Annotated in this window: 23 protein-coding genes and 4 pseudogenes; 16 read left to right on the plus strand and 11 right to left on the minus strand. The window is 70.1% G+C overall.

Annotation, left to right across the window (positions count from 1 at the left end; translation table 11 throughout):
• Positions 1-53: 53 nt before the first annotated feature.
• Positions 54-674: a TetR/AcrR family transcriptional regulator gene (locus F3T56_RS06215; protein WP_149823673.1), complete on the minus strand. Its 621-nt coding sequence runs from the start codon at positions 672-674 to the stop codon at positions 54-56.
• Between the two features lie 271 nt (positions 675-945).
• Between F3T56_RS06215 and F3T56_RS06220 the strand changes: the two genes are divergently transcribed.
• Together F3T56_RS06220 and F3T56_RS06225 are read left to right on the plus strand one after the other, a co-directional pair.
• The gene (locus tag F3T56_RS06220; RefSeq protein ID WP_149823674.1) at positions 946-1746 is read left to right on the plus strand and encodes a phosphatase PAP2 family protein; all 801 of its coding nucleotides are present in this window, start codon (positions 946-948) and stop codon (positions 1744-1746) included.
• The gene (locus F3T56_RS06225) at positions 1743-2696 is read left to right on the plus strand and encodes a DMT family protein (RefSeq protein ID WP_149823675.1); all 954 of its coding nucleotides are present in this window, start codon (positions 1743-1745) and stop codon (positions 2694-2696) included. The genes F3T56_RS06220 and F3T56_RS06225 overlap by 4 nt, the downstream gene beginning before the upstream one ends.
• Positions 2697-2843: 147 nt before the next feature.
• Here F3T56_RS06225 and F3T56_RS06230 read toward each other — a convergent pair.
• Positions 2844-4891, minus strand: a pseudogene (locus tag F3T56_RS06230) (phosphocholine-specific phospholipase C).
• 231 nt (positions 4892-5122) lie between these two features.
• Between F3T56_RS06230 and galU the strand changes: the two are divergent.
• The gene (gene galU, locus F3T56_RS06235; RefSeq protein ID WP_149823676.1) at positions 5123-6079 is read left to right on the plus strand and encodes a UTP--glucose-1-phosphate uridylyltransferase GalU; all 957 of its coding nucleotides are present in this window, start codon (positions 5123-5125) and stop codon (positions 6077-6079) included.
• A 68-nt stretch (positions 6080-6147) separates the two neighbouring features.
• Here galU and F3T56_RS47450 read toward each other — a convergent pair whose 3' ends face one another.
• Positions 6148-6468 (minus strand): hypothetical protein, encoded by a 321-nt coding sequence (locus F3T56_RS47450; RefSeq protein WP_246203439.1) that lies wholly within the window; start codon positions 6466-6468, stop codon positions 6148-6150.
• On the opposite strand from F3T56_RS47450, the gene F3T56_RS47455 reads away from it, so the two are divergent.
• Positions 6457-6816 (plus strand): IclR family transcriptional regulator domain-containing protein, encoded by a 360-nt coding sequence (locus F3T56_RS47455; protein ID WP_246203441.1) that lies wholly within the window; start codon positions 6457-6459, stop codon positions 6814-6816. The two genes, F3T56_RS47450 and F3T56_RS47455, sit on opposite strands and share 12 nt — an antisense overlap.
• A 42-nt stretch (positions 6817-6858) precedes the next feature.
• On the opposite strand, the gene F3T56_RS06245 is transcribed toward F3T56_RS47455, so the two are convergent.
• The 5 genes from F3T56_RS06245 to F3T56_RS06265 all read right to left on the minus strand — a co-directional run bounded on the left by F3T56_RS06245 (position 6859) and on the right by F3T56_RS06265 (position 10644).
• Positions 6859-7572, minus strand: coding sequence for a GntR family transcriptional regulator (locus tag F3T56_RS06245; RefSeq protein ID WP_149823677.1), 714 nt, complete (start codon positions 7570-7572; stop codon positions 6859-6861).
• Between the two features lie 37 nt (positions 7573-7609).
• A complete protein-coding gene (locus F3T56_RS06250; RefSeq protein ID WP_149823678.1) occupies positions 7610-7999 on the minus strand; it encodes a PPOX class F420-dependent oxidoreductase in 390 nt (129 codons plus the stop codon).
• 104 nt (positions 8000-8103) lie between these two features.
• The gene (locus F3T56_RS06255; protein WP_149823679.1) at positions 8104-8928 is read right to left on the minus strand and encodes an amino acid ABC transporter ATP-binding protein; all 825 of its coding nucleotides are present in this window, start codon (positions 8926-8928) and stop codon (positions 8104-8106) included.
• Positions 8929-8933: 5 nt separating this feature from the next.
• Complete coding sequence (locus F3T56_RS06260; RefSeq protein ID WP_149823680.1) at positions 8934-9737, minus strand: amino acid ABC transporter permease; 804 nt, start codon at positions 9735-9737, stop codon at positions 8934-8936.
• A gap of 34 nt (positions 9738-9771) precedes the next feature.
• Positions 9772-10644, minus strand: a complete 873-nt coding sequence (locus F3T56_RS06265; protein WP_149823681.1) for a transporter substrate-binding domain-containing protein — start codon at positions 10642-10644, stop codon at positions 9772-9774.
• A 402-nt stretch (positions 10645-11046) separates the two neighbouring features.
• Here F3T56_RS06265 and F3T56_RS06270 point away from each other — a divergent pair, with 402 nt between their 5' ends.
• The 6 genes and pseudogenes from F3T56_RS06270 (at position 11047) to F3T56_RS06295 (ending at position 17215) form a co-directional block, all read left to right on the plus strand.
• Positions 11047-12291, plus strand: a complete 1245-nt coding sequence (locus F3T56_RS06270; RefSeq protein ID WP_149823682.1) for an NAD(P)/FAD-dependent oxidoreductase — start codon at positions 11047-11049, stop codon at positions 12289-12291.
• Between the two features lie 91 nt (positions 12292-12382).
• The gene (locus F3T56_RS06275) at positions 12383-13300 is read left to right on the plus strand and encodes a dihydrodipicolinate synthase family protein (protein ID WP_149823683.1); all 918 of its coding nucleotides are present in this window, start codon (positions 12383-12385) and stop codon (positions 13298-13300) included.
• Entirely contained in the window at positions 13300-14373 is a 1074-nt protein-coding gene (locus F3T56_RS06280) for a proline racemase family protein (RefSeq protein WP_149823764.1), read from the plus strand. The genes F3T56_RS06275 and F3T56_RS06280 overlap by 1 nt, the downstream gene beginning before the upstream one ends.
• Positions 14373-15881, plus strand: coding sequence for a gamma-aminobutyraldehyde dehydrogenase (locus tag F3T56_RS06285; protein WP_149823684.1), 1509 nt, complete (start codon positions 14373-14375; stop codon positions 15879-15881). Before F3T56_RS06280 ends, F3T56_RS06285 begins: the two co-directional genes overlap by 1 nt.
• Positions 15882-16248: 367 nt before the next feature.
• Positions 16249-16377: pseudogene (locus F3T56_RS06290) on the plus strand (SMI1/KNR4 family protein); the annotation flags it as partial.
• Positions 16378-16657: 280 nt separating this feature from the next.
• A complete protein-coding gene (locus F3T56_RS06295; protein ID WP_149823685.1) occupies positions 16658-17215 on the plus strand; it encodes a dihydrofolate reductase family protein in 558 nt (185 codons plus the stop codon).
• Positions 17216-17381: 166 nt separating this feature from the next.
• Here F3T56_RS06295 and F3T56_RS49240 read toward each other — a convergent pair whose 3' ends face one another.
• A complete protein-coding gene (locus tag F3T56_RS49240) occupies positions 17382-17504 on the minus strand; it encodes a hypothetical protein (protein WP_281291808.1) in 123 nt (40 codons plus the stop codon).
• A gap of 223 nt (positions 17505-17727) precedes the next feature.
• On the opposite strand from F3T56_RS49240, the pseudogene F3T56_RS49630 reads away from it, so the two are divergent.
• Positions 17728-18047, plus strand: a pseudogene (locus tag F3T56_RS49630) (IS630 family transposase); the annotation flags it as partial.
• A gap of 7 nt (positions 18048-18054) precedes the next feature.
• On the opposite strand, the gene F3T56_RS06305 reads toward F3T56_RS49630, so the two are convergent.
• Positions 18055-18417: a MerR family transcriptional regulator gene (locus F3T56_RS06305; RefSeq protein WP_149823686.1), complete on the minus strand. Its 363-nt coding sequence runs from the start codon at positions 18415-18417 to the stop codon at positions 18055-18057.
• Between the two features lie 73 nt (positions 18418-18490).
• On the opposite strand from F3T56_RS06305, the gene F3T56_RS49635 reads away from it, so the two are divergent.
• From F3T56_RS49635 to F3T56_RS06320, 3 genes and pseudogenes are all read left to right on the plus strand, one after another.
• On the plus strand, positions 18491-19351 hold the full coding sequence (locus tag F3T56_RS49635; protein WP_149823687.1) for an NAD(P)-dependent oxidoreductase: 861 nt from the start codon (positions 18491-18493) through the stop codon (positions 19349-19351).
• A 24-nt stretch (positions 19352-19375) separates the two neighbouring features.
• Positions 19376-19821, plus strand: a pseudogene (locus F3T56_RS47465) (IS701 family transposase); the annotation flags it as partial.
• Between the two features lie 790 nt (positions 19822-20611).
• Complete coding sequence (locus tag F3T56_RS06320) at positions 20612-21289, plus strand: 2-phosphosulfolactate phosphatase (RefSeq protein WP_149823688.1); 678 nt, start codon at positions 20612-20614, stop codon at positions 21287-21289.
• Here F3T56_RS06320 and F3T56_RS47470 read toward each other — a convergent pair.
• On the minus strand, positions 21286-21891 hold the full coding sequence (locus tag F3T56_RS47470; RefSeq protein ID WP_246203452.1) for a hypothetical protein: 606 nt from the start codon (positions 21889-21891) through the stop codon (positions 21286-21288). The genes F3T56_RS06320 and F3T56_RS47470 overlap by 4 nt on opposite strands.
• Here F3T56_RS47470 and F3T56_RS06330 point away from each other — a divergent pair.
• Both F3T56_RS06330 and F3T56_RS47475 read left to right on the plus strand, forming a co-directional pair.
• Complete coding sequence (locus tag F3T56_RS06330; protein ID WP_149823689.1) at positions 21784-22335, plus strand: helix-turn-helix domain-containing protein; 552 nt, start codon at positions 21784-21786, stop codon at positions 22333-22335. The genes F3T56_RS47470 and F3T56_RS06330 overlap by 108 nt on opposite strands.
• Before the next feature lie 331 nt (positions 22336-22666).
• Positions 22667-22921, plus strand: a complete 255-nt coding sequence (locus F3T56_RS47475; RefSeq protein ID WP_246203443.1) for a hypothetical protein — start codon at positions 22667-22669, stop codon at positions 22919-22921.
• Positions 22922-23099: the final 178 nt, after the last annotated feature.

Here is a 23099-nt window from a genome sequence, read left to right on the forward strand (position 1 = left end):
TGCGGCGCGATCAGGTCGTCGTCCGGTCAATCCCGCGGACGGCGCCCTGAGTCTCAGGTGAGGCCGAGCGTCGGCAGCACGGCCGCCTCCATGAACTTGGTGATGTACGTCTCGTCCGCGTCCTGCCCGTCCAGGAACGGGCGAGCCCGCAGTACGCCGAAGATCTGCGCCGGGATGAACTCCAGTGCCGGGTGGTCCGCGGGGACCTCCCCCCGGGCGACGGCGCGGTCGATCATCGCTCTGAGCGCGCAGATCTCGGGGTCGACGAGCGCGCCGCGCAGGGCCGCCTGCAACTCCTCGTCCTGCACGACGGCGTGGCCGAGCGCCTGGAACAGCCGGCCCTCGATGACGTGGCCCTTGCCCTCGCCCGCTTGCCGGGCCACCTCACGCAGGTCACCGGCGAGCGTGCCGGTGTCGATGCCGGCGAAGCGCGCACTGCGGCGCGCGCGCAGGGCGGCCGCCACGAACTGCGGCTTCGTCTTCCACTGCCGGTAGAGCGTGGACTTGCTGCACCGGGTGCTCGCGGCGACGCCGTCCATGGTCACGGAGTCGTAGCCGCACTCTCTGATCTGGTCGAGCACGGCGTCGAAGAACTCCTGCTCACGCTCGGGCGTGAGTTTGGAGCGGCGCGAGGCGACGGCCGTCTCCGGCCCGTCCGCGGCCTGCGACGTCATGGCCCTGGTCTCCTTCGGTCGATCCGGCGCCCATCGGCCCTTCGATACGCCACTGTACCGGAACGACTCCGTATCGGTACAGTGACGTATCGATACCTAATCGTTTCGACACCCTGGCGTTTCGGTACAGACTCGTATCGGTACACTCACGTATCGGTACGGCAACGTATCGGTACGCGGTTGTATCGGTATTTGCGCGTGTCGATCGTCTGTACCGCCATGAGAACCAGCGCCATCAGCGCCACCAGCGCCGTCAGTGAAAGGGCCGGGGATGGAATGCCACACCGAGCCTGCCGAAGAGGGGCCCGCCGCGACAGCGCGACCGCCCCTCGTCCGTGAGCTCCTGCTCGTCGCAGGGCTCTTCCTGCTCTACAAGTTCGGGCGACTGCTGGCGAACGGCCACACCGCCGAGGCCTTCCACAACGCCCACGAGGTGTGGGGCTGGGAGCGCGCCCTGGGCCTGCCGGGCGAGGGCTCCGTGCAGTCGGCGCTGCTGCACGGCGACACCCTGGTCCACCTCGCGAACGTCTACTACGCGACCGTCCACTTCCCGGCCACCGCGGCCTTCCTGGTCTGGCTGTACCTGCGGCGCCCCGCCCACTACGTGTGGGCGCGCCGGGTCCTCGCCGCCCTCACCGCCGCCGCCCTGCTGCTGCATCTGGCGTTCCCGCTCGCCCCGCCGCGGATGCTGGAGATCGCCGGTCTCGTCGACACCGGGCAGGTGTACGGGCCGACGGTCTACTCGGCCGCCCCCGCGACCGACTCCATGGCGAACCAGTTCGCGGCGATGCCGTCACTGCACTTCGGCTGGGCGCTGATGGTCGCGATCGGGCTGATCGCCGCGACCCGGACCCGGTGGCGGTGGCTCTGGCTGCTGCATCCGCTGGTGACCCTCGTCGTGATCGTCGGCACGGCGAACCACTACTGGCTGGACGCGATCGTGGCGGGCGGGCTACTGGCCGTCGCCCTGGCCGTGATCCAGCTCCCGCACCGGACGACCACGACGGCCCCGGAGCGGACCGGCGACTTCGTCCCCGTCGAGGAGCCCGTCCTGGTCGGAGCGGGCCGATGAACGCCACGCTCGTCGCCGTCGTCCTCTCCCTGGTCTCCGCCGTCGCCTACGCGGCCGCCGCCGTCGCCCAGGAGCGGCTCGCCTCCCGCAGCGCCGACGCAGGTGTACGGCGCATGCTGATCAGCGGCGCCTGGTGGGGGTCGGTCGGGCTCAACGCCGGTGCCGCGCTGCTGCATGTGGTGGCCCTCAAGTACGGTCCGCTGACCGTGGTCCAGCCGCTCGGTGCGCTCACGCTGGTGGCCGCCGTGCCGCTGGGTGCGCGGATCGCCGGGCGGCGGGTCAGCGCGGTGGAATGGCGCGGTACGGCGCTGACGCTGGCCGGGCTGGCCGCGATCCTGGTCACCGCGTCGGGGCCGGCGCCGGAGGATGTGCTGAACGCTCCGGAGGCGTTGTCCGTCGCCGGGGCGACAGCCGTTCTGGTCGGACTTCTGTCCCGGCCCGGCACCAAGCCCGGCCTCCGGCACGCGACCGCCTCCGGCATCGCCTCGGGTGTCGCCTCCGCGCTCACCCAGACGGTGACGGTCGCCGCGACGGACCGCACGGGGTCGCTCCTCAGCGTCCAGGTCGTCGTGGTCGCCCTGCTGGTCGCCGCCTTCGCGGTCGGCGGCCTGTTCCTCTCCCAGACCGCCTACCAGGGCGGCCTGGGAGCCCCCCTCGCCATGGTGACCCTGTCCAACCCCGTCGCCGCCGCCGTGATCGGCCTTTCCCTCCTCGGCGAGGGCCTGCGGGGAGGCGCCGCGGGCGTGCTGCTCGCGTTGGCGGGGGCGGTGGTGGCGGCACGGGGGGTGGTGCTGCTGACGCGGGTGCCGCCGGTCGAGGTCCGGCCGGTGGACGAGGACCACCCGGTGGCGGCGGTCCTCGCGCTGGAGCCGCAGCACGCCCCGACCGAGCCGTCACTGCTCCCCCGCCGACCGGGGGCGCCCGCACCTGGCCACCTCACACCCCTGTGATGTGAACCGAGGAGGCGCTTACCGGCGCTGACAGGGTGCCGCTGCGCCCACCCTCCCCTACTCTCGGCTTCGCTCGAGCGGGGGGACCCCCATCGCCCCAGCGGCACGACTGCCCGCAGCTACGACGGGCCGGCGTCAGGCACGCGGCTACGACCCCAGCGCCGGATCGCTCACCCCCACACGCCCGTTCTCCACATGCCCGGCGAACCGGCGCAGGAACGTCGGGTCCGCGGCGGACGTGACGGTCAGGTCGTACCAGCGGCGGCTCGTGCGTAGGTCGAAGCGGTGGCGGACGGTCGCCCCGGGGCGCAGCTTGACCGTGCGGGACGGGCCGCCGTACGCGCTCCCCACCTTCAGGCTCACCGTGCCGGAGGCCTTGTTCGTGAAGGTCAGTTCCACGTCGTCGTCCACATGCCGTGCGGTCACCTCGGGGCCGGACTGGCTGCCCGGTCCCTTGAAGACGCGCAGGAAGCCGTTGGGGCCGTGGACGGTCAGGTCGTACGAGCCGTGCGAGTACGCCGAGTTCCAGGTGTCCGAGAGGGACTTGCCGGCCTCCGTGGTGTAGGTCCACGGCCCGTCCGTGCGGTTGCCGGAGGTGACGAGGAACGCGGCACCCGCCTTGGCGCCGGAGGCGAACGTGAGGGCGAAGGTCCCGGCGGTCGGGTCGGCCGAACCGTCCACCCTGGGCGCGTACTTGAGGGGGCGGGCGGGCCGCAGCCCGCGTTCCTGCTTGGGCATGCCGGCGTCGGCCGGCACGGCCGGCCGGTAGTCGGGGTGGCGCTCGCGGTCCTGCGGCTCGTAGTCGTCGGTGTCCGGCAGCCCGGCGGGCCGCGCGTCCTTGCGGGAGAAGTCGAACGCGGCGGTGAGGTCACCGCAGATGGCGCGCCGCCACGGCGAGATGTCGGGCTCGCGCACCCCGAAGCGGCGCTCCATGAAGCGGAGGATCGAGGTGTGGTCGAAGGTCTCGGAGCAGACGTAGCCGCCCTTGCTCCAGGGCGAGACGACCAGCATCGGCACACGCGGGCCGAGGCCGTAGGGGCCGGCCACGCGGTTGGCGTCGCCCTTGTAGAGGTCCAGCTCCACGTCCACCGTCGACTTGCCCTGCGCGGCGGACTTCGGCGGCAGCGGCGGCACGATGTGGTCGAAGAAGCCGTCGTTCTCGTCGTAGGTGATGAACAGCGCGGTCTTCGCCCAGACGGCCGGGTTGGCGGTGAGCGCGTCGAGGACCTGCGCGATGTACCAGGCGCCGTAGTTCGAGGGCCAGTTGGAGTGCTCGGAGAACGCCTCGGGCGCGACGATCCAGGAGATCCGGGGCAGCTTCCCTGCCTTGACGTCCGCCTTGAACAGGTCGAAGTAGCCGTCGCCGGCCTTGACGTTCGTACCGGTGCGGGCCTTGTCGTAGAGCGGGTCGCCGGGCTTGGCGCCCCGGTACTTGTTGAAGTACAGGAGGGAGTTGTCGCCGTAGTTGCCCCGGTAGGCGTCCTGGATCCAGCCCCAGGAGCCGGCCGCGTCCAGGCCGTCGCCGATGTCCTGGTAGATCTTCCAGGAGATCCCGGCCGCTTCGAGGCGCTCCGGGTAGGTCGTCCAGTCGTAGCCGAGTTCGTCGTTGCCCATGACCGGGCCGCCGCCCTTGCCGTCGTTGCCCGTGTGTCCGGACCACAGTAGTACCGATTCGGGTCGGTCGAGCCGATGAACGAGCAGTAATAGGCGTCGCAGACGGTGAAGGTGTCGGCGAGCGCGTAGTGGAAGGGGATGTCCTCGCGGGTCAGGTACGCCATGGTCGTGGTGCCCTTCGCGGGCACCCACTTGTCATACTTGCCGCCGTTGTACGCGGCCTGCCCGTCGGGCCAGCTGTGCGGCAGCCCTTCCAGGAACTGCATGCCGAGATCGTCGGCCTCGGGGTGGAACGGCACGAGGTCCTTGGTGCCGTCCGACTGGTGCCACACCGACTTGCCGTTGTCCAGCGTCACCGGATGCGGGTCGCCGAAGCCGCGTACGCCTCTCAGCGCACCGAAGTAGTGGTCGAAGGACCGGTTCTCCTGCATGAGGACGACGATGTGCTCGACGTCCTCGATGGTGCCGGAACGGTGGTGCGCGGGGAGCGCCGCGGCACGCTGGATGCTCGCGGACAGGGCGGTGAACGCGGTGGTGGCGCCCGCTACTTGGAGGAATCGCCGCCGGTTGACTTCAGGCATGGGTGGATGACCTCTTGTCCTGACGTGATGCGTCGGATGTGACCTGAGCGAAAGGAATGGTCCAAGAGGAACGAATCACAGGGAAGGGGCAGTGGCGCGTGTGTGACGCGCTGCGGACCGTCGTGCGAACAGCGCCGGGCAAGCGGGGCAGGGCCGTACGGACTCCGACGCACAGCCCGCTCACTCGTTCCTCTCGGCGTGCTCTCATGCTCCTGCCGCAGCATGAACCGCATGATCGCCCCCCATACTTCGAGCACCTCTGCCCCCGCCCGCCGCACCGTCCGCAAGGCCGTCGTCCCGGCCGCCGGGCTCGGGACACGGTTCCTGCCCGCCACGAAGGCGACGCCGAAGGAGATGCTGCCGGTCGTGGACAAGCCGGCCATCCAGTACGTCGTCGAGGAGGCCGCATCGGCCGGGCTGGACGACGTGCTGATGATCACCGGTCGGCACAAGCGGGCCATCGAGGACCACTTCGACAACGCCTTCGAGCTGGAGCAGGCACTCGCGGCCAAGGGCGACACCGTACGTCTGGACGCGGTACGCGACCCGGCCCGCCTCGCCAACATCCACCACATCCGCCAGGGCGAGCCGCTCGGCCTCGGCCACGCCGTGCTGTGCGCCCGCCGCCACATCGGCGACCAGCCCTTCGCCGTCCTCCTCGGCGACGATCTGATCGACCCGCGCGAGACCCTGCTCAGCCGGATGCTGGACGTCCGCGAGGAGTACGGCGGCAGCGTGGTCGCCCTGATGGAGGTCCCGCCGGAGCAGGTGCATCTCTATGGCTGCGCGGCCGTGGAGCCGACCGGGGACGAGGACGTCGTTCAAGTCACCGGGCTTGTGGAGAAGCCGTCGCGGCAGGACGCGCCGAGCACGTACGCGGTGATCGGCCGCTACGTCCTCGACCCGGCCGTGTTCGACACCCTGGAGCGCACCCCGCCCGGCCGGGGCGGCGAGATCCAGCTCACCGACGCCCTCCAGGACCTGGCCGCCGGCGGCACGGTGCACGGCGTCGTCTTCGACGGGCTGCGCTACGACACCGGCGACAAGGCCGACTATCTGCGCACGGTGGTCCGGCTGGCCTGCGACCGGGACGACCTCGGGCCCGAATTCATCGCCTGGCTCAAGGAGTTCGTCGTAGGTCTCGAAAGCCGCGGCGAGCAGGTGGACCGGCGGCGGTCCGTCGCCTGAGCCGACGGCGGCGGGGCCTCACCTGTCCCGCGCTGGGGCGCCCGGCGGTTTCGCCGGGCGCCCCCGCTTCACTTCCGGGTCAACTCCGGCGCCTCATCCGTCTCCACTTCGATGTCACCCGCGGCCGAGTCGTGATCGTGGCCGTCACCGCCCGCCAGCTTCTTCTCCGGGAGGAGGAAGGCCAGTACGAGGCCGAGGGCGAACAGCGGGGCCAGGTAGCGGAAGACCGGTGTCAGTGCCTGCTGGTAGGCGAGGACGACGGTGTCCTGAACGCGGTCCGGCAGGGCCTGGACGAGGGCCGGGGTCAGCGAGTCGGTGGACCCCAGGACCTTGGCGTCGGCCGCCGAGAGCCGGGCGCTGAACTGGTCGGTGAGACGGTGGGTGAACAAGGCGCCGACCGCGGCGGTGCCCAGCGTGGCGCCGGCGAGGCGCGCCGGCTCCTGGAGGCGGCGGAGCTGGTCCGCTTCACCCCGGCCACCCTCACCGACGTCGACGCGCTGGTGGAACGTCTGGGCCGGATCCGCCGCCTCGGCCACTCCGTCACCCGCGGCGAGCTCGACCCCGACGTCGTGGGCATCGCCGCCCCGATCATGGACCAGAACAGACGGGTCACCGCGGCCGTGAGCGTCGCCGCCCTCGCCTCCCGCGTCTATCCGAAGGCGGAGACGGAGCTCGCCCAGAAGGCCCAGGCCACGGCGGGCGAGATCACGGAACGACTGTCCCTCACCGCCGCCTGACGGCACACGGCGGGGCCTACAGCGGGGCCGGTCGGCCGCCGGTCAGGCCTCGCGCTCGCCGGTGTTCTTCCTGCGCTCGGCGAGCATGCCGAGGAGTTCGTCGGCGCTGGCCATGGTGTGGCGTTCCACCTCGGCCTCGATGGTGGCCGGGTCACCGCCGAGAATCGCGTCGATGAGCCGCTCGTGGACGTGCAGGGCGCGGTCGGGGTCGGAGCGGGTGCTCTCGTCGACCGAGATCGCGATGTTGATCTGGGCCTCCACGGTGGGCCACATGCGCTCCAGCATGCCGTTGCCGGAGGCGCTCCAGATGGTCCAGTGCAGGTTTATGTGGGCCTGGTGGAGCCGGTCCGGGTCCTTCGCGGCGTACGCCGCCTGGTACTCGTCCCAGCTGTGGCGGAGTTTCTCCCTGCGGGTGCCGTCGGGGTCGTCGGCCACGGCCCGGGCGGCCAGCTTCTCCAGGGCGACCCGGACCTCGGCCACGTCGGTGATGAACTTCTCGTCGATGTCGGTGACGACGACTCCGCGGTAGGGCTGCTGCTCCAGGAGCCCCTCATGGGTGAGCTGGTAGATGGCCTCGCGGAGGGTGGGCCGGCTGACCCCCATCTGCTGGGCGATCTGGACCTCGCGCAGCCGTTGCCCCGGCCCCAGCTCACCGGCCAGGATGGCGCGCCGCAGCTCGTTCACCACCGCGTCGCGGCGGGTCTGGTTGCTGACCGGCCGGGGCCCGACGGTCGGTCGAGGAGCGTGCTCACTCATGGGTCCTCCGCAGATTGTCAGACCACATGGTAGGTGATCAGGCGCCGTACTCGGTGACGCGTTCGGCGCTGACGGTCATGACCACCCTGGGGATCGTCGCGGTCTCCTGCCAGGGCTTGCCCTCGTACTTGTGGGAGAGCTCGTCGATCAACTCCCGTCCGCCGTCCCGGGTCATGGTGACCGGGCCGCGGACCACGGCGTAGACGTAGGGGTTGTCGCGGTCGATGATCAGGACGCTGGCGCGGGGGTCGCGCAGCAGGTTGCGGTGTTTGACCCGGCCCTCGACGGTGGAGAAGGCGATCCCGTCGTCGGTGGCCTTCACCCAGACCGTGGTCTGCTGGGGCAGTCCGTCCCGGCCGATCGTGGCGAGCGTCGCGAAGTTGGGCCCGGAGGCCAGTTTCCGTACCAGATCGGTGAGTTGGGACATGTCGGCGACCTTTCTGTTTCTGTGAGTGGGCGGTGGCGGGCCCCAAGGGGAGGACGTACGGGGCCCGCCACCGGGTCGGGTCGGGTCGGCCGCGGGGGGGCCGGTCAGAAGCGGACGGCGTCGATGAAGGCCTGAAGTCCCGGTGTCTGCGGGTCGTTGAAGGCATGCTCCGGTGGTACGTCCTCCTTGATCAGGCCGTCCTCGAAGAAGCAGATGCGGTCGGCGGCCTTGGAGGCGAAGGCCATGTCGTGGGTGACGATGCCGCAGGCGATGCCCTCTTCCTCCTTCAGCTTGGTCAGCACCCCGAGCACCTCGGCCGCGACCGGCGGGTCGAGGGCGGAGGTGATCTCGTCGCACAGCAGCAGCCGAGGCCGCATCATCAACGCCCGGGCGATGGCCACCCGTTGGCGCTCGCCGCCGGACAGCTGGGTGCACCGGCTGCGCAGGTGGTGGGCCATGCCCACCTCGGTCAGGGCTCGTTCGGCCCGGTCCAGGAGCTGGGCCTCGGTCTCGCCGAGAGCGAGGCGCGGCGCGATGGTGAGGTTGTCGAGGACGTTCATATGGGGCCACAGGGTGTAGCTCTGGAAGATCATTCCGATCTGCCCCTGCAACTCCTTCCACGCCTCCTGGTACTCGCCGTCGCGTACGACGGCCTGGCCGGCGAGGTCGATGTCCCCCGCGTCGGGCTCTTCCAGGCCGGCGATCACCCGCAGCAGGGTGCTCTTGCCGGAGCCGCTCTTGCCGATGAGGACGGCGATCTCACCGCTGCCGATCCGGAAGTCGGCCTCCTTGAGGACGTGGCGCCCGTGGAAGGACTTGCTCACACCGCGGGTGCGCAGGAAGGCGTCGTCGGGGACGGCATCGGTGACCGTGGCCGTGCCGGTATCCGCGTCCGGTGTCTTGTCGAGGGTCGGTTTGGCCTCTGTCATCGTGATCAGACACCTTCCGGCTTGAGCAGGGACTTGAGGGCGGGCCTGGACAGTTCGACCGGCCGCTGCCCGGGACGCATCCGGGCGAGGGTGCCGCGCAGCCCCGACGCGGGCGGCGGGGCGCCGCGCGAACCGCTGGTGATCAGACGGCGCTCGATGTAGCTGGTGAACAGCGTCGCCGGGAAGGCGATCGAGAAGTAGATGAGGGCGACCAGGGTGAAGATCTCCATGGGCCGGTAGGTCTGGCTGGCGAGGATGTTGCCCTGGAAGGTCAGGTCCGCCTGGCCGAGCGCGGAGATCAGGGAGGTGTCCTTGAACATGCTCACGTTCAGGGACAGGATCGTGGGGATCTGCTGGCGGAAGGCCTGCGGCACGATGATGTGCCGCAGGATCTGCACCCGGTTCAGGCGCAGCATCCGCGCCGCCTCGATCTGTTCGACGGGCACCGACTGCATTCCGGCGCGGTAGGTCTCCGACATGAAAGCGGTCAGGTGCGCGGTGAGCGCGATGATGATCGAGAGCTCACCGGGCAGGTCGACGCCGAGGAGCGCCGGAAGGGCGTAGAACACCCACAGCAGTTGGATCAGCAGCGGCGTACAGCGGAACACCTCGATGTAGAGCTGCGCCGGCCAGCGGATGACCTCGATCTTCGACATACGGGCCACGGCGAGGGGGAAGCCGAGGACGGCGCTCGCGACGATCGTGATCGTCGCGACCTTCAGGGTCAGCCACAGCCCGTCGAGCAGGGTGGGCAGCGCGGGGCCGATGACGCTCAGATCGAACTCGTAGGCGAGGTTCACGGAATTCATCGCGGACTACCTCCGGGAGGACGACGAGACCGGGTCAGGACTTGATCTCGAGGTCGCCCAGGGCGTCCACGTCCCGGTAGCCGGCCTCGGCGAAGGAGCGGGCGATCTCGCCACTGGCCACGGAGTTGTCGATGGCGACGTTGACGATCTCCATGGAGCGGGCGTCAATGCCGGCCGGGACGCCGTAGGCCACGTGGTTCACGAGGATCGCCGGGTCGGGGACGATGATGCCCAGGGACTTGTCCTTGGTCGCCATGTCGACGGCGGTGCCCAGGTCGGCGAAGACCGCGATGGCCTTGCCCGCCTTCACACCGGCGGCCGCGTTCTGGAAGGTGTCCACCCGCAGTTCCTTGGCCTCGGCCTTCTGGAGCGCCGCGTCCATCGCGGTGCCCTGCGAGGTGGCGATGGGCTTGTTCGCGTCGAGGATCTGCTTGCTGGTGGTGTAGCTGCTGCTGCGCTCCACCAGGAACACGCCGGGGTAGGACCACGAGGGGTTGGTGAAGCGGATCGCGAGGCTGCGCTCCACGGTCTGGTCGAGGTCGGCGGCGACGTCGTACTTGTCGGCCTGGAGCCCGGCGACGATGTTCTGCCACGTGGTGGCCACCGTCTTGACCTTCACACCGAGGCCTTCCGCGAGGTTCTCCAGCGGAATGAGGTCGGGGCCGGCGCAGGTGCCGTCCGACTTCACGACGACGGTCGGCGGCGCGTCGGCACAACCGATCCGCAGCACGCCGGCCCTCTTGATCTTGTCGATCCAGGCGGCCTTGCTGGTGGAGGCGGCCGCGGCCGTGGTCGTCGTCGAGCCCCCGTCCGAGCCGGCCTTTCCGCCGAAGTAGCCGGCCAGCCAGGCCAGGATGAGAACTCCGACCACGTAGAAGGTGTACCTGCTCTGCTTGGTGAGGGCCATGGCTGGTGCTCCAGTGCTAGAGGGTGGGTGGCGCGGGATGTGGCATGGGGGGATTCGGTCGATCCTGGGCGTGCGGGCTCGCGCTCGGTGACGGGTGAGCGGGGCCGGACGAGAAGGAGGGCACAGCCGTAGCCGGTCCCTGAGGAAAAGCGCTCCCTGATGGAGCGATGCCCGTAGATTGTCTGACAACCAGCAAGATGCCGGAAGGTTAGGAACGCGACTCCGCCGTGTCAATAGCCGGAATCGAACCCGTTCCGAGGCATTGACCGCGCCGGGCCATCGCGTCTACCGTCCCACCCATCCGCAGATTGTTTGACAATCTGCGACCTGGCCGCCGGTACTGTGCGCGGTTCAGCGACCCCAGAGGTGCTCGAAGCGCCTTGTCAGGAGGTACACGACTCCATGCGGACCATCGTTGTGGGAGCCGGGGCCGTCGGTCTCGCCGCCGCCTATCGGCTCGCCAAGGCCGGGTCCGAGGTGACCGTGCTCGACGCCCGGCGCGCGGGCTCCGCCGCCTCGCACGGCAACGCGGCCAAGATCGCCCTCGCCGAGAGCGGCCCGGTGCCGGCGCCCGGCGTGATCCTGCAGTCCCTGAAGTGGATGCTGAAGCCGGACAGCCCGCTCTACGTGAAGCCGTCGCTCCACCCGAGCTTCGTGAAGTTCATGCTGACGATGGCCCGGCACTGCACCGCGCGGGACTTCCGCCAGGGCCTGGAGACGACCCTGCGTCTCGCCGAGGGCACCATGGACCTCCTCGACGACTGGACCCGGGACGGCATCGCCTTCGAGATGCACAAGGCCGGCGTCCTGCTGGCCTTCGAGACGAGGGAGCGCTACGAGGAGCAGCTCGCCTCCCTCGACATCTTCGAGAGCTTCGGCATGGTCGCCGAACACCTGCACGGAGACGCCGTACAGGCCAAGGAACCGGTCCTCAACAGCCGTATCAAACACGGCCTGTTCTTCCCGGACGACCGCCAGGTCGAGCCCGACTCCCTCACCCAGGGCCTGCTCAAGCGCTGCGCGGAACTCGGCGTCGAGATCCACGAACACACCCCCGTACGCCGCTTCCTGCGCCGGGGGGACGCCGTCACCGGTGTGCTCACCGACAAGGGCGAGTTCGAGGGCGACACCTTGCTGCTGGCGGGCGGCGTGTGGACCGCCCGGATGGCCGCGCAGCTCGGAGTCCCCCTGCCGATCCGGCCGGGCAAGGGCTACAGCGTCGACTACTCACCGTCCCCGGTGCCGCTGCGCACACCGCTCACTCTGGAGGACGCCCGCGTCGCGGTGACTCCGCTGAACGGCTTCCTGCGGCTGGCGGGCACCATGGAGTTCGGCGGCCTGGAGGAGAAGATCAACGCCCGGCGCGTCGCCGCCATCAAGCAGGCGGCCGCCGACTCCCTCACCGGCTGGGACAACCCGCCGGGAGAGTGCGCTCCCTGGGCGGGGCTGCGCCCGATGACGCCGGACGGGCTGCCGATCGTCGGCCGCCTCGATCCCCTCCCCAACGTCTACGTCGCCTCGGGGCACGGCATGCTCGGGCTCACCCTCGCCCCGGCCACCGCCGAGATCATCACCGAGGCCATCATCCGGCGCCGCGTTCCCGCGGTCGCCGAGACCCTGTCACCGCGCCGCTTCACCCGCCGGTGACCGGCACGGCCCTTCGTGGCCGAGGCCTACACCCGCACCCGTCTCCCCTTACCACCCCCGTTTCCCGCACGCTGATCCCAGGAGTCCTTTCATGAGCGCCCCCCAGTTCACCGGCATCCTCGCCGCCGTCGTCACCCCGCTGACCTCGGACGGCTCGGCCGTCGACGCCGAGGGCATCAGGCGCCAGGCCGACCACATCATCGGCGGCGGCGTCCACGGCCTGGTCCCGGGCGGCAGCACCGGCGAGTTCACCACGCTGACCCTCGACGAGCGCAAGCGCGTCACCGAGGTGTACGTCGAGGCCGCCGACGGACGCGTCCCGGTCGTCGCCGGGACGGGCGCGCTCAGCACGGCGGACACCGTGGAGCTGAGTGTGCACGCCGAGAAGGCGGGCGCGTCCGCCGTGATGATCGTGCCGCCGTTCTACGACACCCCCGGCTTCGACGAACTGCGGGGCTTCTTCGGGACGGTGTCCGACGCCATCGACATCCCGATCATGTACTACAACATCCCGTCGGCCACGGGCGTCAACCTCGCGCCCGAGGAGCTGGCGAAGCTGGCCCGGGAGACCGGGATCACCTCCTACAAGGACACCGGCGGCGACTTCGCGTGGTTCTCCGCGGTCCAGCAGCAGCACGCCGCGGACATCACCGCCCTCAACGGCTGGGACACGCTCACCTTCGCCGCGCTCGCGGGCGGTGCGAAGGCCGGCGTGTGGGGCACGGCCAGCGTGATCCCCCGGCTGTGCGCCGATCTGTACGACGCCCTCGCCGTCCGCGGCGACCTGCACACCGGCCGCGAACTGTGGACGAAGATCTTCCCGATCTGCCAGTTCCTGGAGTCCCACAACTACGCCTGCGGCATCAAGACGGGCCTCGATCTGGTCGGCGTCAGCGCCGGCCCGACGCGCCGCCCGGTCCTGCCGCTGGCCCCGCAGTACGTCGCCGAGTTCCGCGAGCTGCTCATCGCGGCCGGTGTGGCGGTGACCGGCGACAGCGTGGCCGCGTGATGGGCACGCTCAGCCGTATCCACGCGATCGACGTCCACGCCGAGGGCGAGCCCGGCCGCGTACTGCTCGGCAGTCATCTGCACGTCAAGGGCGCCACGATGGCCGAGCGGCTGCAGTACTGCGAGAAGCACCTCGACGATCTGCGCCGGCTCCTGCTCCGGGAGCCGCGCGGCTACCCGGCCCTGTGCGGCGCCCTGGTGCTGCCGCCGGCCGACCCGGCCGCCGACTTCGGCCTGGTGGTGCTGGAACAGGGCGGCTTCCGTCCCATGTCCGGCTCCAACCTCATCTGCGCGGTCACCGCGCTGGTGGAGACGGGCGCGGTCCCGGTGAGCGAACCGGTCACCGAACTCACCGTGGACACCGCGGTCGGTCTCGTCCGGGTCCGCGCCGAGGTGTCCGGCGGCAAGGCCACCCGGGTCACCTTCGCCAACGTCCCGGCGTTCGTGGTGGCCCTCGACCACGAACTGGACCTGCCCGAGTACGGGAGGGTGCCGGTCGACATCGTCTTCGGCGGCCAGTTCTACGTCCAGGCCCGCGCCGCCGACCTCGGCGTCACCCTGGAACCGGGATCCGCGAAGCAACTCGCGCGCGCCGGAGCGGTGTTGCGCACGGCGGCCCAGCAGCAGTTCCCGGTCAGACACCCGCTCAACCCCGGTATCGACCAGATCTCCCTGACGATGATCCACGGCCCCTCGCCCACCCCCGGCGTCTCCGGCCGCAACACGGTCGTCCTGCCCAACGGCGAAGTGGACCTGGCCGACCCGGCGACCTGGACCGGCTCCCTGGACCGCTCCCCGTGCGGCACCGGCACCTGCGGCCGCATGGCCGCCCTGCACGCGCGCGGCGAACTCCCCCTGGACACACCGTTCGTCCACGAGTCGATCATCGGTACGACCTTCACGGGCACGCTCCTCGACACCACCCAGGTCGGGCCGTACGAGGCGGTGTCGCCGACGATCAGCGGACGCGGCTGGATCACCGGGTTCAACGAGTACGTCCTGGACGACTCTGACCCCTTCCCGTACGGCTACACCCTCGGCGACCTGTGGGGCGCCAGCGAACAGGAGCGCTGATGGAGACGACTGAGACCCCCGAGACCACCGGTACGCAGTTCATCGCGGGCAAGCGCCGCGCGGGGACGTCCGGCGAGCGGTTCTCGGTGACCGACCCGGCCACCGGGGAGGTCCTGGCCGTGGACACCCTGGCCGGTTCCGAGGACGTGGACGAGGCGGTCGCCGCTGCCCGTGGCGCCTTCGCCGAGTGGTCGCGCACCACGCCGGCCGAGCGCTCGGAGGCCCTGCTGCGCTGGGCGGACCGACTCCAGGCGCGCGCCGAGGACTTCGCCCGCGCCGAGAGCCTCAACTGTGGCAAGCCGATCAGGCTCACCACCGGCTTCGACGTCCCCGGCACCATCGACAACGTCCGCTTCTTCGCCGGCGCCGCCCGCAACCTGGAGGGCCGCGCGTCCGGCGAGTACTCCGGCGACCACACCTCCACCATCCGCCGCGAACCCATCGGTGTCATCGGCTCCATCGCCCCCTGGAACTACCCCCTCCAGATGGCCGCCTGGAAGGTACTGCCGGCCGTCGCCGCGGGCAACACCATCGTCCTCAAGCCGTCCGAACTCACCCCGCTGACCTCGGTGATGTTCGCCGAAGCGGCCCAGGAGGCGGGCATCCCCGACGGCGTCATCAACATCGTCACCGGCACCGGCCCCGTCGCGGGCCAGGCCCTGATCACCCACCCCGACGTCGCCATGGTCTCCTTCACCGGCTCCACCACGGTCGGCTGCCAGGTCGCCGCCCAGGCGGCCGGTCTGGTCAAGCGCGTCCACCTCGAACTCGGCGGCAAGGCCCCGTTCGTGGTCTTCGACGACGCCGACCTGGAGGCCGCCGCGCGCGGTGCCGTGGCCGGGGCCCTCATCAACGCCGGCCAGGACTGCACGGCCGCCACCCGCGCGTACGTCCAACGGCCGCTGTACGAGGCGTTCGTGGGCCGCGTCGCCGAGCTGATGGACGGCGTATGCCTGGGCCCGGTCGACGACCCGGCCACCGACATGGGCTCCCTGATCTCCTTCCGGCAGCGCGACCGGGTCGCCGCCATGGTCGACGCCGCCCGCGACGCCGGAGCCACGGTCGTACGCGGCGGTCGTATCCCCGAAGGACCCCTCGGTCGGGCCGCCTACTACGAGCCCACCCTCATCACCGACGCCGCACAGGACTCGGCCATCGTCCAGCAGGAGATCTTCGGTCCTGTCCTGGTCTGCCTGCCCTTCGACAGCGACGACGACGCCCTCCGGCTCGCCAACGACACCCCGTACGGGCTCGCTGCGTCCGCCTGGACCACGAACGTCTTCCGCGCCGGGCGCGCGAGCCGCGAGATCCAGGCCGGCTGTGTCTGGCTCAACGACCACATCCCGATCATCAGCGAGATGCCCCACGGCGGCTACAAGGCCTCCGGCTTCGGCAAGGACATGTCGGCCTACTCCTTCGACGAGTACACCAACATCAAGCACGTCATGTCCGACATCACCGCCGCACCGCACAAGCCCTGGCACGACGTGATCTTCACCAGCCACTGAGCCGCTCCGCGACGCCGGCCCGTTGCCCACTGGAGGTGGTCAGTCGGCGGTGCCGCCCGTGCCGTGGGCGGTGCCGTTCGCCGCGCCGGGCCGCCGGGGCGGGGTCACGTACCTGGTCGGCGGCCGCGCCGACCAGGTCGAGCTGTCCGGCCCAGGCGGTGGCATCTGTCCGACCTTGCGGCGCACGGTACGCCGGGTGAGGTCGTCATCTTCCGTGCAGCATCGCATCAAGAAATCGGCCTACACCACGACCTCTCTGTGCGGTCAGGACACACCGAACGGCAGATGTTCGGCCGGGCCGGCTTCCAGCTACTGCGGAAGCGAGTCCTACTCGCAGGTTGATCTCTTGCGCCGCGCGATAGACCCGGACTTCCTCGCCTGGTACGAACGATGGCTCGACCACATGGCCGCCGGGCTGGACAACCGAGCCCTGGAACTCACCTCACCGCGACTCCATGCTCATCCAAATCGCTACCGTCTCGCTTCGAAGATCTGACTACCAATGGCACCCACCCCCGGCGGAGCACCCACGCAAGGGGGAGCGCCAGCGACGTGGCTCCTTGGTGGTGCGCGCCCCTCGCAGGCGGTGCTCACCCGGGCGGGGTTCGTGTCGGCCGGGTCGGTGGAGCTGGACGGGCATCCCGAGGTGCGCTTCGTCCGGGATACCTCGGTTGACGGAACCGGCGGGCCGGCCGACCGATGAGTTCCGGGTCGTGCGGAGGTCACAGCCTGCAGGACCACTGGCAGACTTACGCGCTCGTACCCGGAGGAGACGCATGGCAAAGCTCATCTACTCGATGATCACCTCGCTCGACGGCTACGCCGAGGCGGCGGAGGGTGGCCTCGGCACCGGGGCCGAGGATCAGGAGGTGCATACCTTCATCAACGACCTCTTCCGCCCCGTCGGCACGTACCTCTACGGCCGACGGATGTACGAGACGATGGTCTACTGGGAGACCGCGCACACCGAGCCCGACCAGCCGCCGCACATCCTGCAGTACGCCCGCGACTGGCAGGCCGCGGAGAAGATCGTGTACTCCACGACGCTGGAGTTGGTGTCCAGCGCGAAGACCAGGATCGAGCGGACCTTCGACCCGGACGCGGTGCGCAAGCTCAAGGCCGAGGCTGATCACGACCTCACTGTCGACGGCCCGAATCTCGCGGCCCAGGCGATCGCAGCCGGCCTGGTGGACGAGTACCACCTGTTCATCACCACGAGCGTGGTCGGCGGCGGCAAGCGGTTCTTCCCCGACGGCGTGCGCCTCGATCTCGAGCTGGTCGAGGAACGTACCTTCGACAGCGGACTGATCTACGCGCGCTACCGGACCTGCTGAGCCGCGATCGTATGGCAGTTCCGGACTGAGCGGCCGCGCTGGGCCGGGCCGCTCCTGTCTCTCTGCTCCCCGGCGCAGGGCCGGGGCGGCCCGTCACTGCATTCTGCCGCTGCGCCGGAGGTCATCAGTCCTTTCCCCGTGCAGGGCAGCGTAAGTGGTGGGAGGTCTACGGCGTGCAGGTCTCGACCCGGTTGGCAACGCTCAACTTCTTGACGTCTCCGCCGCCGGCCATGGTGATCCAGGAGCCGTTGATGCCTTCCTTGACATAGTTGGAGCCGTCGAGGATCACCCGGACGCCGATCCAGTCGCCTTCGAGGACGAAGTCGCCCGCGCGTCCGTCGGGGTTGAGGGTGGCCCAGGGGCGTCACGGCCGTCCTTGGAGAAGATGACGCCAGCGCTGTTTCATCAACTCTGCGAAGGCCCGCACATGTTCGGTGATGCGGTTGAGTCCGGGGCAGCGGGTGATCCATCCGGTCGCGTCCCGCACGGACGGGTGTTTGCGAGGCGGATCGTACGGCCACGTGAAACCTCTCAAGAGGCGCACCCAGTTCCTGGAGCTCTGCCGCTACCTGCGCACCCTCTACCCGGCCCACATCCGCATCGCGATCGTCTGTGACAACGTCTCCCCGCACCTGACCACGAAGGAATGCCAGCGCGTCGCCACCTGGGCGGCCGCGAACAACGTCGAGATCGCCTACACCCCGACCAACGGCCCCTGGCTCACCGCATCAAGGCCCAGTTCGCCGCCCTGCGTCGCTACTTCATCTTGCGAAAGCGCCACGCCGACGACCGGCGCCTACGCGCCGTCGTCGACAGGGCGCACGCTGCCTGATGTGGCACTAGCCAGCCATCCGCCGCTCCGTGGCCGCCAGGTACTCCCGCAGTGTCTGGCGGGACTGGACGAGCGTGTGGATCTGCTCGTCCAGTCCGGCGATGCGCGCCCGTAGCAGGTCCAGGGTCTCCGGGCAGGGCCTGAGGTCGGGGGCCGCGCCGGTGACGCACGGTTGGAGGTACCCGATCTCCTGGGTCGACAGCCCGGCGTCGAGCAGTTTCCTGATCTGGGCCACGGTCAGCACGGCGTCGTCGCCGTACTCACGGTAGCCGTTGTCGCCGCGGTCGGGCACCAGTAGGCCCTGCGCCTCGTAGTACCGCAGTTGGTGCGGGTTCACCCCGGTCCGCCGACTCAGCTCCCCGATCAGCATGCGAATTCCCCCTTGACCTTCATACCGGTGTGAACGTTGACGATTGTGCCACCGATCAGTGAAGGAGCACATGATGCGCACTGGCACACCCGTCACGGTTCTGGGTCTCGGACTGATGGGCGGCGCCCTCGCCGGGGCGTTCTTGCGCGCGGGACACCCGACGACCGTGTGGAACCGCACGACGGCCAAGGCCGACGACCTCGTGGCTCGGGGCGCGACGCTCGCCGAGTCTCCGCCGGCCGCGATTGCGGCCGCCCCGCTCGTGGTGGTCTGCGTGTCGGACTACGACGCCGTGGCGGACGTCCTCGACGGACCGCTCGACGGTCGGGTCGTGGTGAACCTGACCTCGGGCACACCCTCGCGCGCCAGAGCGCTCGCCGAGGAGGTGGCGCGCCGCGGCGGCGGCTACCTCGACGGCGGGATCATGGCCGTCCCGGAGGCCGTCGGCACGGCCGACGCCGTGCTCGCCTACAGCGGGCCGCGACCGCTGTACGACGCTCACGAGTCCACGCTGGGCAGTCTCGGCACGGGCCTCCACCTCGGCGATGACCCCGGCCTGTCCGCCACGCACGAGATGGCCACGCTCGTCCTCATGTGGGGCATGCTCGACGGATTCCTCAACGGCGCCGCGATCCTCGGCACGGCCGGTGTGTCCGCCACGGCGTACCTCCCCATCGCACAGACGGCGATCGACACGGTGGCCGGCTGGCTGCCGGGCTACGCGCGCCAGACCGACGACGGCATCTACCCGGCCGACGACGGCACTATCGACACCCACCTGGCGGCGATGGCGCACGTGGTCGAGGAGAGCGAGTCGCTCGGCGTCAACGCCGAGCTGCCGAGGCTCGTCAAGGCACTGGCCGAGCGAGCGGCGACTGCCGGTCACGGCGCCAGCGGGTACGTGGCGCTGGTGGAGCAGTTCCGCAAGCCGTGAGTCGCGCGGTGGCGGTCGGGTCATCCCGGCCTGCCGCGACAGAAGTGGAAACGCCGTTCCTGCGGTGAAGGAGCTCACGGCCGACGGATCTTTGACTGGGCCCGCGTCGAAGTCCGGCCCTGGCACCGCGAGGACCGTCGGCACTGGGTTCTCGCCCGCCGCAGTGTGAGCAGGCGGAGGAGATCTCCTACTACATCGCCTACTGTCCGGCCGGGACCACGCTGGATGAGCTGATCCGTATCGCGGGCAGCCGATGGGCTGTTGAGGTGTGCTTCCAGACTGCGAAGCAGGAGTGCGGCCTGGACGACTACCAGGTCCGCGGCTATCCCGGCCGGCACCGCCACATGACCCTGGCCACGGCCACCCATGCCTGCCTGACCGTCCTGCGAGCCCGAGAGCTGGACACGGAGAAAACAGAAACGGATCCCTCCAGCTCATCCAACTCAGTCTCGCGGAAATCCGACGCCTGATCACCCGACTCACGGACCGCCGCCCTACCCCGGTCGACGACTTTCTGCGCCGGTCACACTGGCGACGGCGACGCCGGCATCAGGCCCGCGTCAGCCTCTACAACGACGCGGACACAGCCCTTGAAACTACCCAGCAATCAGCACAAGCACCGTTGCAGTACTCAAGACCGGCTCCTACGTGGTGAGGCAGACAGACTCGTCACGCCCTTCGAACACGCGGCAAGGCAGGCGCTCGCGCCCTCGTGAGATCGCCATGAGTTCAGGCATGAACGGACGTCAGGCCGCGCATGGACGGAGGGCCGCGCACTTCTAGACGGAAGTCATGTGCTCCTGGACGGAAGACGGATGCCCGACCGCCGACGGTCTCTCTAGCGTCGACCGGACCGATGACGACCCGGACCCCTGAACCACCACGCAAAGGATCCTCATGCCCGCGCTGTCCGCTCCTGCCGCACTGCCGCGGTTTCGGCACCGCTGGGCGGCCGTGGCCGGCCTGCTGGTGCTGTCTCCGATCAGCGCGGAGTACCTCATCGGCTAGTGCGGTCTTGGCGCCGGCTTCGCGCAGCAGCGGGGCTCCGCCGTCGTGACCCTTACCGTCGCCGCTCCTGACCATAATCCTTTCGTCCGCAGAGGCCATGTGCGGGTGACCCCGTGTGGGTGATGAAGCAGACGTGTCATTGCGGACCACTTTCGCGACGCAGGCAGCCGGAGGTGTTGCATTCCGAGACCGGCGATGTGATGCGGATCACTCTCCGGGTGCTTCGGGTCGGGTATGCGTGATCATGATCGGATGGACGCTCGTTTCCTTGGTATCGCTGAGCTGGCCGAAGTCCCGTCCGTGGCGGTCGTGGTCGACGTCATGCGTGCTTTCACGGTGGCTGCCTGGGCGTTTGCCCAGGGGGCAGAGAAGATCGTTCTTGCTGAGTCGTTGGACGACGCTCTGGCGCTCAAGGCTCGTCACCCGGATTGGGTGGCGCTCAAAGACGGTCCGTCCGCGCCCGGGTTCGACATCGTCAACTCACCGGGCCTGCTGCGGTCTGTTGACCTCGGCGGACGGACCGTTGTGCAGAAGACCACGGCAGGGACGGTCGGGGCCCTTGCGGTCAAGGAGGCGTCCCTGGTGCTGTGCGCCGGCTTCGTGGTGGCGGAGGCGACGGCTCGGCTCTTGCAGGCGCGCAAGAGTGACAGCGTCACGTTCGTGGTGACTGGCGAGGGCGGGCAGGCCGATGAAGATCTGGCGTGTGCTCAACACATCGCTGCGAGGGCCACCGGGGCTGGGACGGATGCTGCTGAGTTCCTCCGCCGCGCCGGCGCGTCGCGCGCCGCCGCCGAGCTGGCGGAGGGGGTGCGTCAAGGAGTCCATCCTGACGATGTCGCACTCTGTCTTGAGCTCGACCGGTTCCCCTTTGCCATGGTGGCGGCCTTGGAAGACTCGCTCATGGTCCTGCGTCCGTGCGCCGTGCCTTAGCTGGGCGGCGAGGCAGGCCAGGGCCTGGCTCGCCTCGCCGCCCCGTGCGATGCCTGCTGCACGACGCGCATCTCAGCAAGCTGGAGGCGGTACTTGGTGCTCTCGTCCGAGGCGGCCTTGCCCAGCTCGGTGGCCTTCAGGCGCAGGTAGCGGCCGGTGGCGGAGGTGAGGGTGTAGGTCTGGGCGGCTCCGTTCGGGTTCGGTTCGGCGGTGATGGTGCGGGCGGTGGTGTAGGAGGTGGCGCCGTCGGCCCGGGCCTGCGGTGTGAAGCCGACGGGGAAGCCCGCGGTACCGCCCCCTGCTCCACCGGCGCCGGTGCGGGGGTGGAGGATGACGGAGCCGATGGCCCGGTCGGCGCCAAGGTCAAAGACCGCTTCGGCGTCGCGATGCCGTAGGCGTCGTCCCGGACCTGGCGTCCGGTCTCGTCGCTGAGGAACGCCGCGCTCACGTACGGGAATTCCGATGTGGCCCGGCGCCTGGGCATCTCCCGCGACATGGTCGGCAAGTGGCGCGCCCGCTTCCTCGCCGATCGGCTGGACTGCCTGGACGAGCAACCCCGTCCCAGGCGGCCTCCGACGGCCGACGACGACACCGTGGCGCACGTCCTCGTCCGCACCCTCACCCCGCCACCGCCCGGTGCCAGGCAGGCGTGGTCGACACGTTCCATGGCGGCCGAGACCGGCCTGAGCCAGAGCACGGTGAACCGAATCTGGCGGAACTACGGCGTCCAGCCGGGGGCACGCCCCGCGGTCGGGCCGCGCCGGGCATGGTCTCTGCCGGATCATGCCGAGGAGGTGGTTGGTCTGTTCCTGGCCCCACCGGTGTGCGTGCTCGCCGTGACGGCCCGGGCAGGGTCGGGCGGGGCCGCACGCGCCTCCGCGGTGACCGCCACGGGCCGGCTGTTCGGCCAGGACCGGGAGGTGCCCCACGTGCTGGCCGTGGCCTGCGCGTTCGCGGCACTGCGGGGCAACCACCACACCCCGCCGATGCCCAGCTCCCTCATGAGGCCGCACCCGACCCGCACCGCCTCCGCGACGCGCTGCTGACCTGGTCCACCACATGGACCCCCTCCGCAGCACCGTTCACCCGGGTCGCCGCCCCGCGCCCCTCGTACGACGTCCCGGCCATCTGCGGCCCTGAAAACGACTCGAACGCCTGGGACGCGCGCGCACTCGGCCGGCCCGCGGCGGCGCAGATCACATTTCCCGCCCCCCCCGCCAGGCGCTCCCCTCACCACCGACCCCATCGTGGGCCTGTTGCGGGATGCCGTACTCGCCGCCGGTTACCGGCCCGGCGACCGCGTCCGGGAGGCGCCGCTCGCCGTCCGTCTCGGCCTCTCACGGCGGGTCGTCCGCGCGGGACTGCAGGCGCTGGCGGATGTTCGTCGCGGTTCTGGACATGGACTACAGCCAGGCGGTCGGCACCATCCTCAACGAGGACACGGTCGTCTACGACGCGCTGCGGGGCGCCGACGGCAACGAGGCGGCCCGCCTGTGGCGGGTCAAGATCGAACGCTGCGTCCGCTACATGATCGCCCAACTCCCCGAGGACGACATCGCCCCGCACCTGTGGACCACCCTGGCGGGCAGGCCCCGCCTGGGCCGGGAAGATCCGCGCGGCGCCACGCGCTGACGCGGGGCCCGCCCAGGTTTTAGAGGCGCGGGGCTGTGTCGATTTGCGGATATGGGGCGTCTGCGGGTTTGGTGTGGTTGCTCGCGCAGTTCCCCGCGCCCCTAAAAACAACGGCCCTGCGGGCCGCTGAAAAGACTGGGGCGCAGCCCCGTCTTTTCAGGGGCGCGGGGAACTGCGC

Origin of the sequence: Streptomyces tailanensis (assembly GCF_008386495.1) — a bacterium.
GTDB classification, from domain to species: domain Bacteria; phylum Actinomycetota; class Actinomycetes; order Streptomycetales; family Streptomycetaceae; genus Streptomyces; species Streptomyces tailanensis.

Bases quoted from the DNA above. Each gene is read 5' to 3' on its own strand.
- F3T56_RS06275 (WP_149823683.1), top strand. From the start codon at position 12,383: ATGAGCGCCCCCCAGTTCACCGGCATCCTCGCCGCCGTCGTCACCCCG.
- F3T56_RS06270 (WP_149823682.1), top strand. From the start codon at position 11,047: ATGCGGACCATCGTTGTGGGAGCCGGGGCCGTCGGTCTCGCCGCCGCC.
- F3T56_RS06330 (WP_149823689.1), top strand. From the start codon at position 21,784: ATGGTCGGCAAGTGGCGCGCCCGCTTCCTCGCCGATCGGCTGGACTGC.
- F3T56_RS06255 (WP_149823679.1), bottom strand. From the start codon at position 8,928: ATGACAGAGGCCAAACCGACCCTCGACAAGACACCGGACGCGGATACC.
- F3T56_RS06260 (WP_149823680.1), bottom strand. From the start codon at position 9,737: ATGAATTCCGTGAACCTCGCCTACGAGTTCGATCTGAGCGTCATCGGC.
- F3T56_RS06250 (WP_149823678.1), bottom strand. From the start codon at position 7,999: ATGTCCCAACTCACCGATCTGGTACGGAAACTGGCCTCCGGGCCCAAC.
- F3T56_RS06305 (WP_149823686.1), bottom strand. From the start codon at position 18,417: ATGCTGATCGGGGAGCTGAGTCGGCGGACCGGGGTGAACCCGCACCAA.
- F3T56_RS06285 (WP_149823684.1), top strand. From the start codon at position 14,373: ATGGAGACGACTGAGACCCCCGAGACCACCGGTACGCAGTTCATCGCG.
- F3T56_RS06245 (WP_149823677.1), bottom strand. From the start codon at position 7,572: ATGAGTGAGCACGCTCCTCGACCGACCGTCGGGCCCCGGCCGGTCAGC.
- F3T56_RS06215 (WP_149823673.1), bottom strand. From the start codon at position 674: ATGACGTCGCAGGCCGCGGACGGGCCGGAGACGGCCGTCGCCTCGCGC.
- F3T56_RS06280 (WP_149823764.1), top strand. From the start codon at position 13,300: ATGGGCACGCTCAGCCGTATCCACGCGATCGACGTCCACGCCGAGGGC.
- F3T56_RS49635 (WP_149823687.1), top strand. From the start codon at position 18,491: ATGCGCACTGGCACACCCGTCACGGTTCTGGGTCTCGGACTGATGGGC.
- F3T56_RS06225 (WP_149823675.1), top strand. From the start codon at position 1,743: ATGAACGCCACGCTCGTCGCCGTCGTCCTCTCCCTGGTCTCCGCCGTC.
- galU (WP_149823676.1), top strand. From the start codon at position 5,123: ATGATCGCCCCCCATACTTCGAGCACCTCTGCCCCCGCCCGCCGCACC.
- F3T56_RS06220 (WP_149823674.1), top strand. From the start codon at position 946: ATGGAATGCCACACCGAGCCTGCCGAAGAGGGGCCCGCCGCGACAGCG.
- F3T56_RS47475 (WP_246203443.1), top strand. From the start codon at position 22,667: ATGTTCGTCGCGGTTCTGGACATGGACTACAGCCAGGCGGTCGGCACC.
- F3T56_RS06320 (WP_149823688.1), top strand. From the start codon at position 20,612: ATGGACGCTCGTTTCCTTGGTATCGCTGAGCTGGCCGAAGTCCCGTCC.
- F3T56_RS06265 (WP_149823681.1), bottom strand. From the start codon at position 10,644: ATGGCCCTCACCAAGCAGAGCAGGTACACCTTCTACGTGGTCGGAGTT.
- F3T56_RS06295 (WP_149823685.1), top strand. From the start codon at position 16,658: ATGGCAAAGCTCATCTACTCGATGATCACCTCGCTCGACGGCTACGCC.